The organism is Streptomyces bikiniensis (assembly GCF_000716625.1).
GTDB classification, from domain to species: domain Bacteria; phylum Actinomycetota; class Actinomycetes; order Streptomycetales; family Streptomycetaceae; genus Streptomyces; species Streptomyces bikiniensis.
On the sequence record NZ_JNXJ01000009.1, the window covers coordinates 1 to 14,310 of the forward strand.

Below are 14,310 nucleotides of genomic sequence, written 5' to 3' on the forward strand. Positions count from 1 at the left end.
GTCGCCCCGATACTGGATGTATCGGGGTGATCCCGACAACGCGGCGAGCGTGCGTGCCGGGCGCCGCCGGGCAGGCGGGACTTTCGACACACGCCCTAGCGCCTGCGGGCGATCTCCACGTTCTCCAGAACGCCGAGCGCGTTGGGCACCAGGACGGCGGCGGAGTAGTAGGTGGTGACCAGGTAGGAGATGATCGACTTCTCGTCGATGCCCATGAAGCGGACCGAGACGCCCGGTTCGTACTCCTCCGCCAGGCCGGTCTGCCGCAGGCCGACGACGCCCTGGTTGTCCTCGCCGAGGCGCATGGCGAGGATCGAGCTGGTGTTCTCCGGGGTGATGGGGATCTTGTCGCAGGGCAGGATCGGGACGCCGCGCCAGGTCTGGACCCGCTGTCCGTCGAGGTCGACGTGGTCCGGGTAGATCCGCCGGGCGTTGAGTTCGCGCCCGATCGCCGCGATCGTCCGAGGGTGGGCGAGGAAGAGCTTGGTGCCCCGGCGGCGGCAGAGCAGTTCGTCGAGGTCGTCCGGGGTGGGCGGACCGGAGTGCGGCTGGATCCGCTGCTTGAAGTCGGCGTTGTGGAGCAGGCCGAACTCCCGGTTGTTGATCAGCTCGTACTCCTGGCGCTCGCGCAGCGCCTCGACGGTGAGCCTGAGCTGCTCCTCCGTCTGGTTCATCGGGCCGTTGTAGAGGTCGGCGACGCGGGTGTGGACCTTGAGGACGGTCTGGGCCACGGAGAGTTCGTACTCGCGGGGCGCGAGCTCGTAGTCGACGAAGGCGCCGGGCAGGGCGACCTCGCCCTTGTGGCCGGACGACATCGGGATGGCGGCCTCGCCGTACTTGTTCTGCGGCCGGACCGTCCGGGAGCCGAACTCCCGCACGTGGTCCTGGAGTCCGGGGGCGGAGGCCAGGACGGCGGCGAAGTCGGCGCGGGAGAGGGTGAGCAGGGTGCCGGGGGTCTCGGCGGTGGCGGTGCGGTCCCAGGCGGCGCCGGCGTCGAGGAGGGCGGGCTCGCCGAAGTGGTCGCCGTCGGCGAGGACGGCGACGGCGTCCTCGCCGCCGTACTTGCCGGGGGTGGTCTGGTTGATCCGGCCGTGGGCGATCAGGTGGATGCCCTCGGCGGGGTCGCCGCGCCGGACCAGCACCTCTCCGGCGCGGAAGTCGCGCTGGACGCAGCGGGCGGCGAGGGCGGTCAGCACCTCCTCGTCCTCGAAGCCGCGGAGCAGGGCCAGTTCGCCCAGCTCGCGCGGGACGACCCGGACGCGGGCGCCGTCCTGGACGAACTCGACGCGCCCGTCGCCGACGGTGTGGCTGAGCCGGCGGTTCACCCGGTAGGCGCCGCCCTTGGTCTCCACCCAGGGGAGCATCCGCAGCAGCCAGCGGGAGGTGATCTCCTGCATCTGCGGGACGGACTTGGCCGTGTGGGCGAGCTTGCGGGCGGCCGCGGTGCTCAGACTGGACTGCCGGGGCGGCTCAAGCCGTACGTCCGGGCGGTCGTCAACGGTCATCGGGCGAGCTCTCTTCCACGAAGGCGGTGGACGGCGCCTGCGCGCGTCACACCGCCGAAAGGAGAAACAGGGTGCGAAGATCCGGCAATCCGCCCGGATCCCGGGGAACAGTAACGGCCGTCGCACCCGACCCGCCTCATGGGAACGGGGTCTTTACCTCCATGCAGTGATCTTGATCCGAACGTGGTTTATCCGCCCGAACATAGGTTTTCGCGCCATCTGTTCGCGTGTCGGCCAACGGCCGGGATCAGCGTCCCAGCCGGGCGTCCAGCCACTGGCGGACCTCGGGGGTCACCGGGTCGGTGATGTCGGCGAACTCGCCGTGCTTCTCCAGGAACTTCGCCACGTACGGGCAGACGGGCACGATCCGCATGCCGGAGGCCCGTACGTCGGCGAGGGCCCGTTCGACGAGGATGCCGGCCAGGCCCCGGCCCGCGTAGGCGTCGTCCACCTCGGTGTGGAAGAAGACCCGCCGGTCGTCGCGGTCGCGGTAGGCCGTCAGACCGGCGCGCTCGCCGTCGACGAGGATCTCGTAGCGGTGCCGGGAGTCCACCCGGCGCACGTCGGGGGCGGAGGCCTGCTGGGTCACGGTGGTGCCTTTCGGGTGACGGGAGGGAACGGGGAGGCGGCCGGAATCGATCGCTCGCGCCTCGCACGCCCGACGATATCCGCGCGGCCGTGACGGGGCCTCGGCGGCGGTCCGCTCACCCGCAGCGGTACGTGAAGGTCCCCTCGGCCGTGCGGGGGGTGGGCGACGTGATCACCAGGCGCGCCGCGGCCCGGTGGGTGCCGGGTCCGTGGAAGGTCCAGAGGAGGTGGAGCCGGGCCTCCTCCTGTCCCCGGACCAGGGTCTCGCGCAGGGGCGCGGACCGGGTCCCGTCGCTGCGTTCCCAGTGGTACGTCAAGGTGCCGGGCCGCCCGTCGGTGCGCACGACGCCCACGACGTCCGCCGTGCCGTCGCAGCCGAGCGGGCTCCCGGGGGCGGTGACCGCGACGTCCCGGACCGCCGCCCGGGGGCCGTACTCCCGCCAGGCGAGGAAGACCAGGACGGCGGCCAGGACCAGCGCGGCGGGCGCGTGGCGGCGGAGCCGCCGCCGGGGGCGGGCCGGAGGCGACGGCGGGGTGCCGGGCAGGGTGCCGTGCCAGATCTGGACGGCGGTGGGGGTGTTCCCGGCGCGCCGGGCGGCGGCCGCGGTCACTCCCGGCCCGAAGCGCAGGACCTCGCCCTCCCGTCGGTCGGGCGCCGGGTCCGGCTCCGGGCGTTCGAACCAGTGGCTGCCGAGTTCGGTGGCGCTGTAGCCGTCGTCGTTCACGAGACCACGCACCGTCGGACGAGGACCTGCTGGAGGGAACCGGCGTTCGCGGCGGCCGGGTCGGTGGTCGCGCGCGCTCCCCAGTAGCAGCCGGTGCCCCGGAAGGCGTGCGGGAGCGTGAGGGTGTACCGGGTGTCGCCCGCGCGCCGGAAGGTCCCGGAGCCGTCCGGCGTGCCCGGCGCCCCCTTCCGGTCGCCGGTGGACCACTCGACGAGGAGCGTCACCGGGCCCGTGCCGTCCGTCGTGATCTCGACGGTGGCCTCGGCGGTCGTGGTCCCGGTCTGCCGCAGACCCGTGACGGAGACGGAGGTCACGGAGACGGGGGGCGTCGTCGGGGGTTCCGTCGTCGGAGGCATGGTCGGCGGGGCGGTGGGCGGAGTCGTGGTCGGCGGGGCCGACGGGGGTTCCGTGGCCGGAGCCGTCGGGGTGGGCGTCGCGGTCGGCGTGTCGTCCGTGGGGGTGTCGTCCGTGGGGGTGTCGTCCGTGGGGGTGTCGTCCGTCGGGCTGTTGTCCGTCGGGGTGGGGGTGTCCGACGGGGCGGAGGGCCCCGGGCCCGTCACCGTCGCGGTCGGTGTCGGGGTGACCGCGGGCGGGGGTACCGAGGAGGGGGAGGGCGCGCCCGGGTCCGGCGGGAGCGCGGTCGCCGCCGTGTCCGTCGTCGCGAAGGCCTGCGCGGCCCGGTCCCCGTCCGGCTCCTCTCCCCCGGCCCGCGCGGCGAGGGCGAGCAGCAGCGCCAGGACGAGCGCGGCCGCCCCGGCGGGCAGTCCGCGGGGGAACCGGCGCCGGAGGCGCGGGGCGGGCGGCCGGGGCAGCGTGGTCGTGGCGAGGGCGGTCGCGCCCTGGGCCGTACCGCCGGAGGAGGGGAAGAGCAGCGGCAGGAGGGCGGCGAGGGCCGCGAGGCGGCCGCGGCCCTGCTCCTCCCAGTCCGGGCCGTACGCGGCCGTGGCGACCGCCTCCAGCTCGTCGACGAACGCGGCGGCGTTCTCCGGCCGTTCGTGCGGGGCCTTGGCGAGGCCCCGGCGGATGAGCGGGCGCAGCGGCTCCGGAGCCTGTCCGTCGGGGACGGGGGCCTCCAGGTGCTGGAGGGCGAGTTCGGCGAAGTTGCCGCCCGCGAAGGGCTTGTGCCCGGTCAGGCACTCGAAGAAGGTCGCGGTGGCCGCGTAGACGTCGGCCGCCGGGGAGGCGGGGGCGCCGCTCCACTGCTCGGGCGCCATGTAGGCGGGCGTCCCCGCGACGCCGGGTCTGCTGTCGTGTCCGGTCGCGATCCCGAAGTCGACCAGTACGGACGAGCCGTCGGCGGCGACCAGGACGTTCTCGGGCTTGTAGTCGCGGTGCACGACGCCCGCCCGGTGGGCGGCGGCGAGGCCCAGGAGCGAGCCCTTGAGCACCACGAGGGCGGCCTCGGGGCCGGTCGCGCCCTCCCGGGCGAGGAGGGCGCGCAGCGCGACGCCGTCCACCAGCTCCATCACGATGGCCGCGCCCGGGGGCGCCTCGACGTACTCGTGGAACCCCACGACGTACGGACTGTCCAGGGCGCCGAGCAGCCGGGCCTCGGCCCGGAAGCCGCGTACGAACGCCTCGTCCGAACGGAGCCGCTCCCCCAGGTACTTCACGGCCACCGGCGTGCCGGTCGCGTCGTGGACGGCCAGCACCACGCGGCCACTGGCGCCCGCCCCCAGCTCCCGGGTCTCCGTGTATCCCGGGACCACCCATGCGCTCATCCCCGTCCCCTCCCGGCGCCTCGGCGTTCCTCCCCCCACAGGGACAGATTCTCGCCACGGCCGGTTCCGGGGACGGGGAAGAGCGGGAGGAGGTCACGTCAGGGTGAACGCCTGGGCCGGTGATCCGTCGCAGGGCCGCTGGGAGAGCCGGGCCCCGTCGGCGGTCGAGGCGTTGTCGACGGTGAGGCACTGGGCGCTGTGGCGGGCGACGAAGCGGTACCGGCCGGCGGTGCCGACGGCCTCGGGGCGCCACTGCTGGTTGGTGCCGCCCCCGTAGCCCCACAGGTGGACCCTGGTGCCGGCGGCGGTGGCGCCGGGGCCGCCGTCGACGTCCCAGACGCGGGAGTTGTACTGGTTGACGACCTGGTAGTGGCCGTCGCCCGTGGGGCGGAACTGCCACTTCTGGTTGGCGCCCGTGGTGCAGCCCCACTGCTGGAGGGCGGTCCCGTCCGCCGTACCCCAGTCGGCGGCGTCCAAGCAGGCGCCGCTGTGGGCGTTGGCGACGCGGTACCAGGCGGCCGGGTCGATCGGACCGCCGGGGGCGCTGCCGGCGCCGGTCCAGACGACGGTCGCCACGGCGCCGGCCGGGAGGGTGTACGCGAGGGTCCTGCCGCCCTCGGTCAGGGAGAAGCGCTGCGCGCCGCTCGCGGTGTTGACGACGTAGGCGGCGAAGGAGCCGTCCGGGTTCTGGAAGGCGACGTTCTGCACGCCTCCGGCGCCCTGGCTGGTGGAGCCGACGCGGGTGGCGCCGGGCTTGACGAACTTGGTGACGTGGCCGAGGACGTAGTACTCGGCGTTGCGGGTGACGACGCCGTCCGCGATCTCCACGACGCCGTTGCAGCGGGTGGCGCAGTGGCCCTGGTGGGGGCCGCCGTTCCGGTCGAGGGCGAGGTTCCAGTTGACGACGGTCTCGCCGCCGTTGCGCATGTTCTGCACGACGAGGTTCTCGGCGTGCCACCGGAGGGTGTCGGCGAAGGTGGTGGCCGTGTTCGCGCTGTCGGTGCCGGAGCACTCGGTGAAGAAGACGCGCTTCCCGGCGTTGACGATCTGCTGCTGCGCGGAGGGTTGGCCGCCGTAGCAGTGGAAGGCCGCCCCGATGATCCGCTGGACGCCCTGGGTGGCGGCGAAGACCTCCAGCGGGTAGTTCGGGTGGTCCCAGTTGTGGTCGTAGGCGAGGACGTTGGTCGGCAGTCCGTTGGCGGTGAGGGTCCGGTCGAGGACCTTCAGGAAGGCGGCCTGTTCGGCCGGGGTCATCGCCATGGACGGGTAACTGGTGGCGAACTCGGGCTCGTTCTGGACCGTGAGGTCGGTGAGGGTGATGCCCTGCTGCCCGTACGCCTCGACCGCCTTGACCAGGTAGTCGGCGTACGCCTGGTACTGGTCGGTCCGCAGACTGCCGCCGTGGAGGGAGTTGCCGGTCTTCATCCAGGCGGGCGGCGACCAGGGGGAGCCCATGAACCGGATCGAGGGGTTGAGGGCGAGCGCCTGCTTGACGACGGGAATGATCTTCTCCTGGTCGCGGGCGACGGAGAACGAGCCCTTGGTGTCCTCGTACGTGTAAAAGCCGCCGGAGTTGAAGTCGGTGCTGCCCAGCGGCTGGCGCAGGTAGTTCAGTCCGATGCCCTCGCTCGGGGAGAACAGCGACTTCATCAGCTCGGCCCGCGTGCCGGCGGGCAGGCCCTGGACGAGGTGGGCGGACGCCTCGGTGACCGAGGCGCCGGCGCCGGTGAACCTCTGCCCCCGGCTGCCGGCGTCGACGCGGATGTCGACGGGCTGGACCGTGCCGGTGAAGGGGACGGTCTCGGCGGCGAGTTTCCTGGACCCGTCCGGGGTGGTGACCCAGACCTGGGCGGTGGGGTCGGCGGCCTGGGCGCTGCCGGTGCCGGCGGCGCCGAGGCACGCGACGGCGAGGACGAGTGCGGCGCCCGCGGCGCGGGCCCGTGCGGTCGTTCGGTGGGACACGGTGCGGCTCTCCTTCGGTGGGGATGACCTGACACGTGGGGGTGGTGCGTCCGTGCGAACCGTGGGGTGGGGCGGGTCTCAGCCGAGATCGGGGATGCAATCGGGGGCGAGGTCGAGCGTCAGGCGCAGGTCCCGGCTGGAGCGGCCGACGCGCAGGCGGCGGCGTCCGGCCGGCGTGCGCCAGCACCGGTGCTCCTCGTCCCAGGACTGGAAGACCCGCCGGGGCAGGGTGAGGACGACCGTCGCGGTGCCGCCCGCGGGCACCTCGGCGACGGCGAAGCCCGCCAGGACGCGGACGGGGTCGCCGGGCGCTCCGTCGGGGGCGTCCAGGTACGCCTGGACGACCTCCCGCCCGGTCCGGGGGCCGGTGTTGGTGAGGGTCACGGCGATCCGGGGGCCGTCGCCGTCCGCGAGGACGGGGGCGGGGTCGGCGGGGACGGGGGCGGGGTCGGCGGGGACGGGGTCGGAGGGGGCTGGGGCGGGGTCGGACGGTTCGTGGACCTCGACGCGGTCGTAGGACCAGGTGGTCCAGCCGAGTCCGTGGCCGAAGGGGAAGGCGGGCTCGGTACCGGCGCGGTCGTGGCCCCGGTGGCCGATGTGGAGCCCCTCGCGGTAGTCGAGGACGCCGTCGACGGGGACGGCATCGGGGACGGGGACGTCCTCGGTGCGGGCGGGCAGGGTCCACGGCAGGCGGCCGGAGGGTTCGGCGCGGCCGAACAGGACGTCGGCGAGGGCGTGCCCCGCCTCCTGGCCGGGCAGCCACGCCCAGAGCAGGGCGGGCACCTCCCGGGCCCAGGGCAGCAGGACCGGGGCGCCGGCGTTGACCACCACCACGGTACGGGGGTTGACTGCGGCCACCGCGCGTACGAGCCGGTGCTGCTGCGGGGTCAGCTCCAGGTCGGGGCGGTCCCAGCCCTCGGACTCCACCTCCTCGTTGGTCCCGACGACCACCACGGCGGCGTCGGCCGCGCGGGCCGCCGCGACGGCCTCGGCGATCTCGTCCTCGACGCCCGGGCCGGGCGGCAGGTGGCGCACGTGGGCGGTGACGAAGCGGCCGTAGCCGTCGGCGTCGACGACCCGGAGGTCGATCCGCAGGTCCAGGTGGACCGGGTCGGCGCCCACGCGCACGGTGCGGCGGTGGGTCTCCGGGTGGTGGTGGCCGGAGTCCAGGACCAGTTCGACGCCCCGGTCGTCCTCGCCGGCGTGGACCGGGGTGCCGTCGAGGGCGACCGTGAAGCGCCCGGCGCAGCCGAACTCCAGGAGGTGTTCGCCCGGTTCGGCGAGGGTGATCCGGCCGGTGAGGACCACGTCGGCGGCCCCGTCCGGGACGCCGGAGGCCCCCCAGTCGCCGGTGCGGCGGACCTCCTCGCCCAGCGGCGCGCCGTCCTCGGAGAAGTACGCGGCGCGCATGCCGGTGAGGCGCGCGGGGTCGACGAAGGGGGCGTGCCGCCGGGACGAGCCGCCCCGGTGCACGGTCAGTCCGACCCCCTCCGGCAGGGCGGCCCGCAGCCCCTCGGCGTATCCCACCGTGCGGACGGCGGGGACGTGGGCGCTGCCGCCGCCCTGGAGGTACGGCTCGACGGCGTTCGGTCCGATCAGCGCCACGCGGCTCAGCCGGCCCGGGTCCAGGGGCAGCAGGGCCCGTTCGTCGCGCAGCAGGACGGTGCCCCGGGTGAGGACCTCGCGCAGCGCGGCGAAGTCCGCCTCGCCGACCGGTGCGGGCGCGGGCGCGGCCGGCAGCGGCGGGGGCTGCTCGCCGGGGGTCCAGGGCTCGGTCAGCTTGCCGACCCGGGCGGCGAGCCGCATCAGCCGCAGGACCTTGTCGTCCACGACCGCCTCGTCCACCTCGCCGCGGTGGACCGCCCGGACGAGGGCGTCGCCCCAGGGTCCTTCGGGGCCCGGCATCACCAGGTCGAGGCCGGCGACGGCGGTGGCCGCGGTCGTCCGGGCGGCGGCCCAGTCGCTGATCACCGCGCCGTCGTAGCCCCACTCGTCCTTCAGTACGCCCCGGAGGATCCGCCGGTGTTCGAGGACCGGCGCCGACTCGGTCCCGTCGTCCAGGCCCGAGTACGCGCCCATCACGCTCCACGGCCCGGCTTCGGCGAGGACGCGCTCGAACGGGGCGAGGTAGACCTCGCGGAGCGTGCGGGGGTCGATCCTGGCGCGGTAGCGGGTCCGGTCCGTCTCGGAGTCGTTCGCGACGAAGTGCTTCAGGCAGGCGGCGACGCCCTCGTCCTGGAGGCCCCGCACGATCGCGGCGCCGAGCGCGCCGGAGAGCAGGGGGTCCTCGGAGAGGCATTCGAAGTGGCGGCCGGCGACCGGGGTGCGCTGGAGGTTGACCAGCGGGGCCAGGACGACGTCCACGTTCTTGCGGCGGGCCTCGGCGGCGAAGAAGCGGCCCAGGCGCTCGGCCAGTTCGACGTCCCAGGTGGCGCCGGTGGCGCTCGGGGCCGGGGCGAGGAGGCCCGTCTCGCCGGGCACCTCGCCGGTGCCGCGTACGCCCTGGGGTCCGTCGGAGGTGACCACGGGGTGGAGTCCGAGCCTCGGTTCGCCGTGCAGGGCCCACAGGCTCGCCCCGGTCAGCAGCCGCACCTTGGCCGCCGTGTCCAGGGCCTCGATCAGCGCGGCCCAGCGGCTCTCGTCCGCCGCCTCCGGCCGGGCCGGAGGGGCGGGGGGTGCGGGCGACGGGGCAGACATGGGGTTCCCTCCGGCCGTGGCGACGGCGTGCCGGACGGCGAGGACGCGCCGGGGCGAGGACGGCGTGCCGCCGTGGTGACGGGCACATGAAAGCACACCTGCTAAGTACTTAGTAAGTAGCGGGGTCACACAGCCCCGAGGCCTCCTCGGAGCCGGTCCCCCGGCTTCCCGCGGCACCTATGCTGGCGCGCGTGAGCAACCACCCGGTAGGTAAGACGACGCGCCCGCCCCGTACGCCCCGCAGTGCGGAGGCCAAGCAGCGCCGGCAGGACATCCTGCACATCGCCATGGACACGTTCGCCGCGCGCGGCTACCACAACGCGCCGGTCCAGGAGATCGCCGACCGCGCCGGGCTCACCCAGGCGGGGGTCCTGCACTACTTCCGGACCAAGGCCCAGCTGCTCACCGGCGTCCTCGAACTCCGCGACCAGTCCGACATCGAACAGCTCGGGCCGGACCGGCCGCGCGGGACGGAGTTCCTGCGCCACCTCGTGGACACCGCCCGCCGCAACGCCGAGCGCGAGGGCATCGTGCGCCTGTACGCGGTGCTCTCGGCCGAGTCCGTCACCGAGGACCACCCCGCGCAGACCTACTTCCGCGACCGCTACACCGGGCTGCGGACCTTCGTGGCCGACGCGCTGCGCGAGGCGGGCGGCCTCGCCGGGGACGACGCCCGGGTCGAGCCGGCCGCGAACGCGATCATCGCCGTCATGGACGGCCTCCAGGTCCAGTGGCTCCTCGACCCCGGCTCGGTCGACATGGCCGTGTCGACCGAGCTCGCCCTGGACTCCCTGCTCACCGCGCTCGCACCGGACCGCTTCCCCGCCGGGGGGTGAGCGGTCGCGGCCGGCTCCGACGCGGCTCGCGTACGGCATCGGCGGTTCGCGTACCGCGTCAACGGCTCGCGTACGGCAGGAGGGCCATCTCGCGGGCGTTCTTGATCGCGGCGGCGAGGGCCCGCTGCTGCCGGGCGGTCACGCGGGTGACGCGGCGGCTGCGGATCTTGCCGCGGTCGGAGAGGAACCTGCGGAGCAGGTCGGTGTCCTTGTAGTCGATGTACGTGATCCCGGCCGCGTCCAGCGGGTTGGGGCGGGACCTGGCGGGCTTGCGGGGCTCGGAGCGTCGGGCCACGGCGGCTTCTCCTTCGGTGGGCGTGTCGTGCGGCGGGGTCAGGCGGCGTCGAGAAGGGGGGCGAAGGCCGCGGGCAGGCGCTTCCACGTCTCCGGCCCCGACGCGTACTCCGCGTCGGTCAGCAGGCAGGAGTCGAGGAGCCGTTCGAGGCCGTCCCGGTCGAGGCCGGGCGAGGTGAAGACGAGGTGCTGGCAGCGGTCGCCGTGGTCGGTGTGCCAGTCGAGCGCGGCGGCCGCCCGGCGCACGGGCGGGACCGTCTCCCAGGCCGCGTCCGGCAGCGAGGCGAGCCAGGGGCCCGCGCTCTCCACGCACAGCGCCCCGCCTGCGGCGTACCAGGCGAGCAGGGTGTCCGGGCGGTCGGCGAGCCAGAACCGGCCGCGGCTGCGGGCCGCCGCGCAGCACAGGTCCTCCAGGGCCTCGTAGAGGCGCTCGGGGTGGAAGGGCCGCCGGCGGTGCCAGACGAAGGTGGTCACGCCGGCCTCGTCCGCGTCCTGGGGCAGGAGCGCGCAGGCGGGGTGCTGGGCGGCCGCGGCGGCCTCGACGTCGAAGCCCGCGAACGCGGCCCGGGCGAGGTCGGCCGAGGCGGCCCGCACGCGGCGGGCGGTGGGGTGCAGCTGGGCGAGGAGGGCGTGGTCCTCGTCGTCGGCCTCGGCGCTGTCGACCACGGCGAGGACGGGGGCGTACTCCAGCTGGCGGGCCCAGGTGTCGCCGACGGTCCGCCGATCGGTGGGGGCGGCGGCGAGTCCGGCCTCGGCGAGGTCGTCGCCGTTGGCGAGGTACGGCAGGACGAGCGCGGGGTCCACGGCGGTGATCACACCTGTCACGGCCAGGCGGCCCCCGCCGTGGGCGGCGACGACCTCGGCCATGGCCCTCGGCTCGACCGAGTCCCACAGTTCGACCACCGCGAGCCGGGTGAGGCCGTCGTCCGCCAGGCGTTCCAGCTCGGGGACGAGGTCCTCGCGCAGCGCGCAGCAGGCGCAGTCGTTCACCAGCGGGGTCTCGCCGTGCGAGACGGTTCCGGAGGCGTCCCGGACGAGGCGGAGGACGGTACCGTCGGGGGCCGAGGCGAGGTCGTGGTGGAGCGCGACGCTCCCCGGGACGTCCCGCAGGAGGCGGTCGACGACCTCCTTGCGGGCGTCCGCGTGGAGCCCGGCGACGATCACGACGGGGAGTTCGCGCGCGTGCCCCATCAGCGGGCTCCGTAGCGGCGCTGGAACTTCTCGACGCGGCCGGCGGTGTCGAGGACGCGGGCGGTGCCCGTGTAGAAGGGGTGGCTCGCCGAGGAGATCTCGACGTCGACGACCGGGTAGGTGTTGCCGTCCTCCCAGTCGATCGTCTTGTCGCCGGTCATGGTGGACCTGGTGAGGAAGGCGGTGCCGGAGGCGGAGTCGCGGAAGACGACGGGGCCGTAGGCGGGGTGGATGCCGGGCTTCATGGCGGGGCCTTTCGGACGGTGGGGCGACGGGTCGGGGTCAGCGCTCTTCGCGGAAGTCGACGTGCCGGCGGGCGACGGGGTCGTACTTGCGCAGCATCATGCGGTCGGGGTCGTTGCGGCGGTTCTTGCGAGTGACGTAGGTGAAGCCGGTGCCGGCGGTGGAGCGGAGCCTGACGACCGGGCGGAGTTCGTTGCGCGCCATGGGGCTAGTATATGACAACGGTTTTCATTATCGAAAACCCCCCGTCCGCGACCCCGCCCCCGAGAGGTGAACCACCCATGTCCGCCCACTGCCAGCTGACCGGCGCCAAGCCGGGATTCGGCAACACGATCTCCCACTCGCACCGGCGCACCTCGCGCCGCTTCGACCCGAACATCCAGCGCAAGCGCTACTGGCTGCCCGGCGAGGGGCGGTACGTCCGCCTGACCCTGAGCGCCAGGGCGATCAGGACGGTGGACGCGATCGGCGTCGAGGCGGCCGTGGCCCGGATCCGGACACGGGGAGGGAAGGTCTGATGGCGAAGAAGAGCAAGATCGCACGGAACGAGCACCGCAAGGAGGTCGTCGCGCGGTACGCCGCCCGGCGGGCCGAGCTCAAGGAGATCATCCGCCGCCCCTCCAGCACTCCGGCCGAGCGGGAGGCCGCACGGGCCGAACTGCGCCGCCAGCCGCGCGACGCCAGCGCCACCCGGGTGCGCAACCGCGACAGCGTCGACGGGCGCCCCCGCGGCTACCTGCGCACGTTCGGACTCTCCCGCGTACGGACCCGGCAGCAGGCGCACGCGGGCTTCCTGCCCGGGGTGACCAAGTCGTCCTGGTAGACGCCGGGGCCGGCCCGGGTGCGGATCCCCGCGCCCGGGCCGGTCCGCCCGGACGCACGGGTGAGGCCTTGAATTGAAAACGGCAGTCATTTTCATCTAACCTCTTCCCCGCACCCCCTCCCCCTCGCCCCTGGAGTCCACGATGGCCGTCCCCAAGCGCAAGACGTCCCGCAGCAACACGCGCCACCGCCGCGCCCGGTGGAAGGCGACCACGCCGCAGCTCGTGCCCGTCACGGTCGACGGCAGCGTGCACCACGTGCCCCAGCGCCTCGTGAAGGCGTACGAGCGCGGCCTCCTCCGCCCCGGGGGCTGAGCGCGTGACCCCGGGCGACGAGCCGGCGGACCGCGGCCTCGTCGCCCGCGTCGTGCCCGCCGCGCGCGGCCGCGCGCCCTCGAACACGAGCACGGGCCCGTGTCGGGGCGGCGACCCGAGGACTCCGAGCCGGACGGTGGTCGCAGCCACGGCACCGTCCGGCCCGGTCATGCGCCGCGGGCGTCCCGGCGCTCACGGTCCGGGCTCGCGGTCCGGGGTCGCCCGCAAGCGCTCTTGTGGGCGGCTTGCCGGCGGTGGAACGATGCGACGGCATCCGCCCGACCCGACCGGAAGGACCCTCGTGACCGACGAACAGCAACGGCCGCCCGCCGCCGTCGTGTTCGACGCGCTGGGAGCGGCGTACGAGAAGGCGTTCGCCGGTTCCGAGGCGCACCGGCGCTCGCTGGAGCGGCTGCTCGGGCGGCTCGCGCCGGGCAGCCGGGTCCTCGACGTGGGCAGCGGCACGGGCCGGCCCACCGCCGAGACGCTCGCGGACGCCGGTCACGAGGTGCTGGGCGTCGACGTCTCCCCCGTCATGGTGGAGCTGGCGTCCCGCCAGGTGCCGGCCGCCTCCTTCCGGTGCGCCGACATCCGGGAACTGCCGCTGGACGAGGCCTCGTTCGACGCGGTCTGCGTGTACTTCTCCCTGCTCCAGCTGGACCGGCGGGAACAGGCGGACGTCGTCCGGCGGCTGGCGCGGGCGCTGGTGCCGGGCGGCCATCTGGTCCTGGCCACCGTGCCGCTGGACGTGGAGGGCGTGGAGGCCGTCTTCATGGGGCAGCCCGTACGCGTGACCAGCTTCAGCACGCCGGACCTCGCCGCCGTGGCCGAGGGGGCCGGGCTCGACGTGCTGGAGCGCGAGGAGGTGCTGTTCACCCCCGCCCACCCGGACGCCGCACCGGAACCCCACGTGTTCCTGCACTGCCGTCGGCACCGGGACGACGCGGCGGACGGCACCTGACGGCACGGTGCGCCTCCGGGCCTCCACGGACCGGACCTTCCTCCCGTCGCCGCCCCGCCGGAGCCGGTTCCTCCGGGCGGTCGGGGGGTCTTCGGCGCGTGGGTCACGGGGCCGGGGGCGGTGACGCGTTCACGCGGTGGTGCCGCCGAGGCGGAGGACCGCGAGGTCGACGCCGGGGGATCCCGTCCGGTCCTTCGAAGAGCGAGGTGTCACCGGTGAGGTACGGGCTGGTCCCGCCGGGTCCGCCCACTCCCCGAACCGCAGCAGCGTGCCCGTGACGGGCGGCAGGAGCCGCCGCAGGACGGGGTGGCCGGCACACCGGGCCGGCAGGGCGGTGATCCGGATTCGGGTGCCCCTCGCACACAGGACCCGGTCCTCCCAGGTCGCGCGCCCGCGGGCCCGTTCGATCTCGAGACGGTCCGGGCCGGACGGGTTCGCGCCGTTCTCCTCG

Annotated in this window: 15 protein-coding genes; 5 read left to right on the plus strand and 10 right to left on the minus strand. The window is 74.8% G+C overall.

What is annotated here, in order from left to right:
• Positions 1–95: 95 nt before the first annotated feature.
• The 6 genes from OO47_RS08945 to OO47_RS08970 form a co-directional block, all read right to left on the minus strand.
• A complete protein-coding gene (locus tag OO47_RS08945) occupies positions 96–1,505 on the minus strand; it encodes a family 2B encapsulin nanocompartment shell protein (RefSeq protein WP_030215245.1) in 1,410 nt (469 codons plus the stop codon).
• A gap of 247 nt (positions 1,506–1,752) precedes the next feature.
• Positions 1,753–2,094 carry a GNAT family N-acetyltransferase gene (locus tag OO47_RS08950; RefSeq protein ID WP_030215247.1) on the minus strand — a complete coding sequence of 114 codons (342 nt, stop codon included), beginning with the start codon at positions 2,092–2,094 and terminating at the stop codon, positions 1,753–1,755.
• A 115-nt stretch (positions 2,095–2,209) separates the two neighbouring features.
• The gene (locus OO47_RS08955; protein ID WP_234323109.1) at positions 2,210–2,818 is read right to left on the minus strand and encodes a hypothetical protein; all 609 of its coding nucleotides are present in this window, start codon (positions 2,816–2,818) and stop codon (positions 2,210–2,212) included.
• A complete protein-coding gene (locus OO47_RS08960; protein ID WP_030215252.1) occupies positions 2,815–4,539 on the minus strand; it encodes a serine/threonine-protein kinase in 1,725 nt (574 codons plus the stop codon). The genes OO47_RS08955 and OO47_RS08960 overlap by 4 nt, the downstream gene beginning before the upstream one ends.
• 93 nt (positions 4,540–4,632) lie before the next feature.
• Positions 4,633–6,501, minus strand: coding sequence for an RICIN domain-containing protein (locus OO47_RS08965; RefSeq protein ID WP_030215254.1), 1,869 nt, complete (start codon positions 6,499–6,501; stop codon positions 4,633–4,635).
• Between the two features lie 78 nt (positions 6,502–6,579).
• The gene (locus OO47_RS08970; protein ID WP_078489547.1) at positions 6,580–9,198 is read right to left on the minus strand and encodes a beta-glucosidase family protein; all 2,619 of its coding nucleotides are present in this window, start codon (positions 9,196–9,198) and stop codon (positions 6,580–6,582) included.
• A gap of 272 nt (positions 9,199–9,470) precedes the next feature.
• Between OO47_RS08970 and OO47_RS08975 the strand changes: the two genes are divergently transcribed.
• Entirely contained in the window at positions 9,471–10,034 is a 564-nt protein-coding gene (locus tag OO47_RS08975; protein ID WP_267883684.1) for a TetR/AcrR family transcriptional regulator, read from the plus strand.
• A 58-nt stretch (positions 10,035–10,092) separates the two neighbouring features.
• Here OO47_RS08975 and rpsR read toward each other — a convergent pair whose 3' ends face one another.
• From rpsR to rpmG, 4 genes are read right to left on the minus strand one after another with little or no spacing between them, the layout of a single operon-like run.
• Positions 10,093–10,329: a 30S ribosomal protein S18 gene (gene rpsR, locus OO47_RS08980; RefSeq protein WP_030215264.1), complete on the minus strand. Its 237-nt coding sequence runs from the start codon at positions 10,327–10,329 to the stop codon at positions 10,093–10,095.
• Between the two features lie 38 nt (positions 10,330–10,367).
• Positions 10,368–11,519, minus strand: coding sequence for a CobW family GTP-binding protein (locus OO47_RS08985; RefSeq protein WP_030215272.1), 1,152 nt, complete (start codon positions 11,517–11,519; stop codon positions 10,368–10,370).
• Complete coding sequence (locus tag OO47_RS08990; protein WP_030215275.1) at positions 11,519–11,764, minus strand: type B 50S ribosomal protein L31; 246 nt, start codon at positions 11,762–11,764, stop codon at positions 11,519–11,521. Before OO47_RS08990 ends, OO47_RS08985 begins: the two co-directional genes overlap by 1 nt.
• Positions 11,765–11,801: 37 nt before the next feature.
• Positions 11,802–11,966 (minus strand): 50S ribosomal protein L33, encoded by a 165-nt coding sequence (rpmG, locus tag OO47_RS08995; RefSeq protein WP_030215278.1) that lies wholly within the window; start codon positions 11,964–11,966, stop codon positions 11,802–11,804.
• Between the two features lie 77 nt (positions 11,967–12,043).
• Here rpmG and rpmB point away from each other — a divergent pair, with 77 nt between their 5' ends.
• The 4 genes from rpmB (at position 12,044) to OO47_RS09015 (ending at position 13,859) form a co-directional block, all read left to right on the plus strand.
• Entirely contained in the window at positions 12,044–12,280 is a 237-nt protein-coding gene (gene rpmB, locus OO47_RS09000) for a 50S ribosomal protein L28 (RefSeq protein ID WP_030215281.1), read from the plus strand.
• Entirely contained in the window at positions 12,280–12,585 is a 306-nt protein-coding gene (rpsN, locus tag OO47_RS09005) for a 30S ribosomal protein S14 (RefSeq protein ID WP_030215284.1), read from the plus strand. Before rpmB ends, rpsN begins: the two co-directional genes overlap by 1 nt.
• 142 nt (positions 12,586–12,727) lie before the next feature.
• Positions 12,728–12,898, plus strand: a complete 171-nt coding sequence (rpmF, locus tag OO47_RS09010; RefSeq protein ID WP_030215287.1) for a 50S ribosomal protein L32 — start codon at positions 12,728–12,730, stop codon at positions 12,896–12,898.
• 301 nt (positions 12,899–13,199) lie between these two features.
• Positions 13,200–13,859: a class I SAM-dependent methyltransferase gene (locus tag OO47_RS09015; protein WP_030215290.1), complete on the plus strand. Its 660-nt coding sequence runs from the start codon at positions 13,200–13,202 to the stop codon at positions 13,857–13,859.
• The last annotated feature ends 451 nt before the right edge of the window (positions 13,860–14,310 follow it).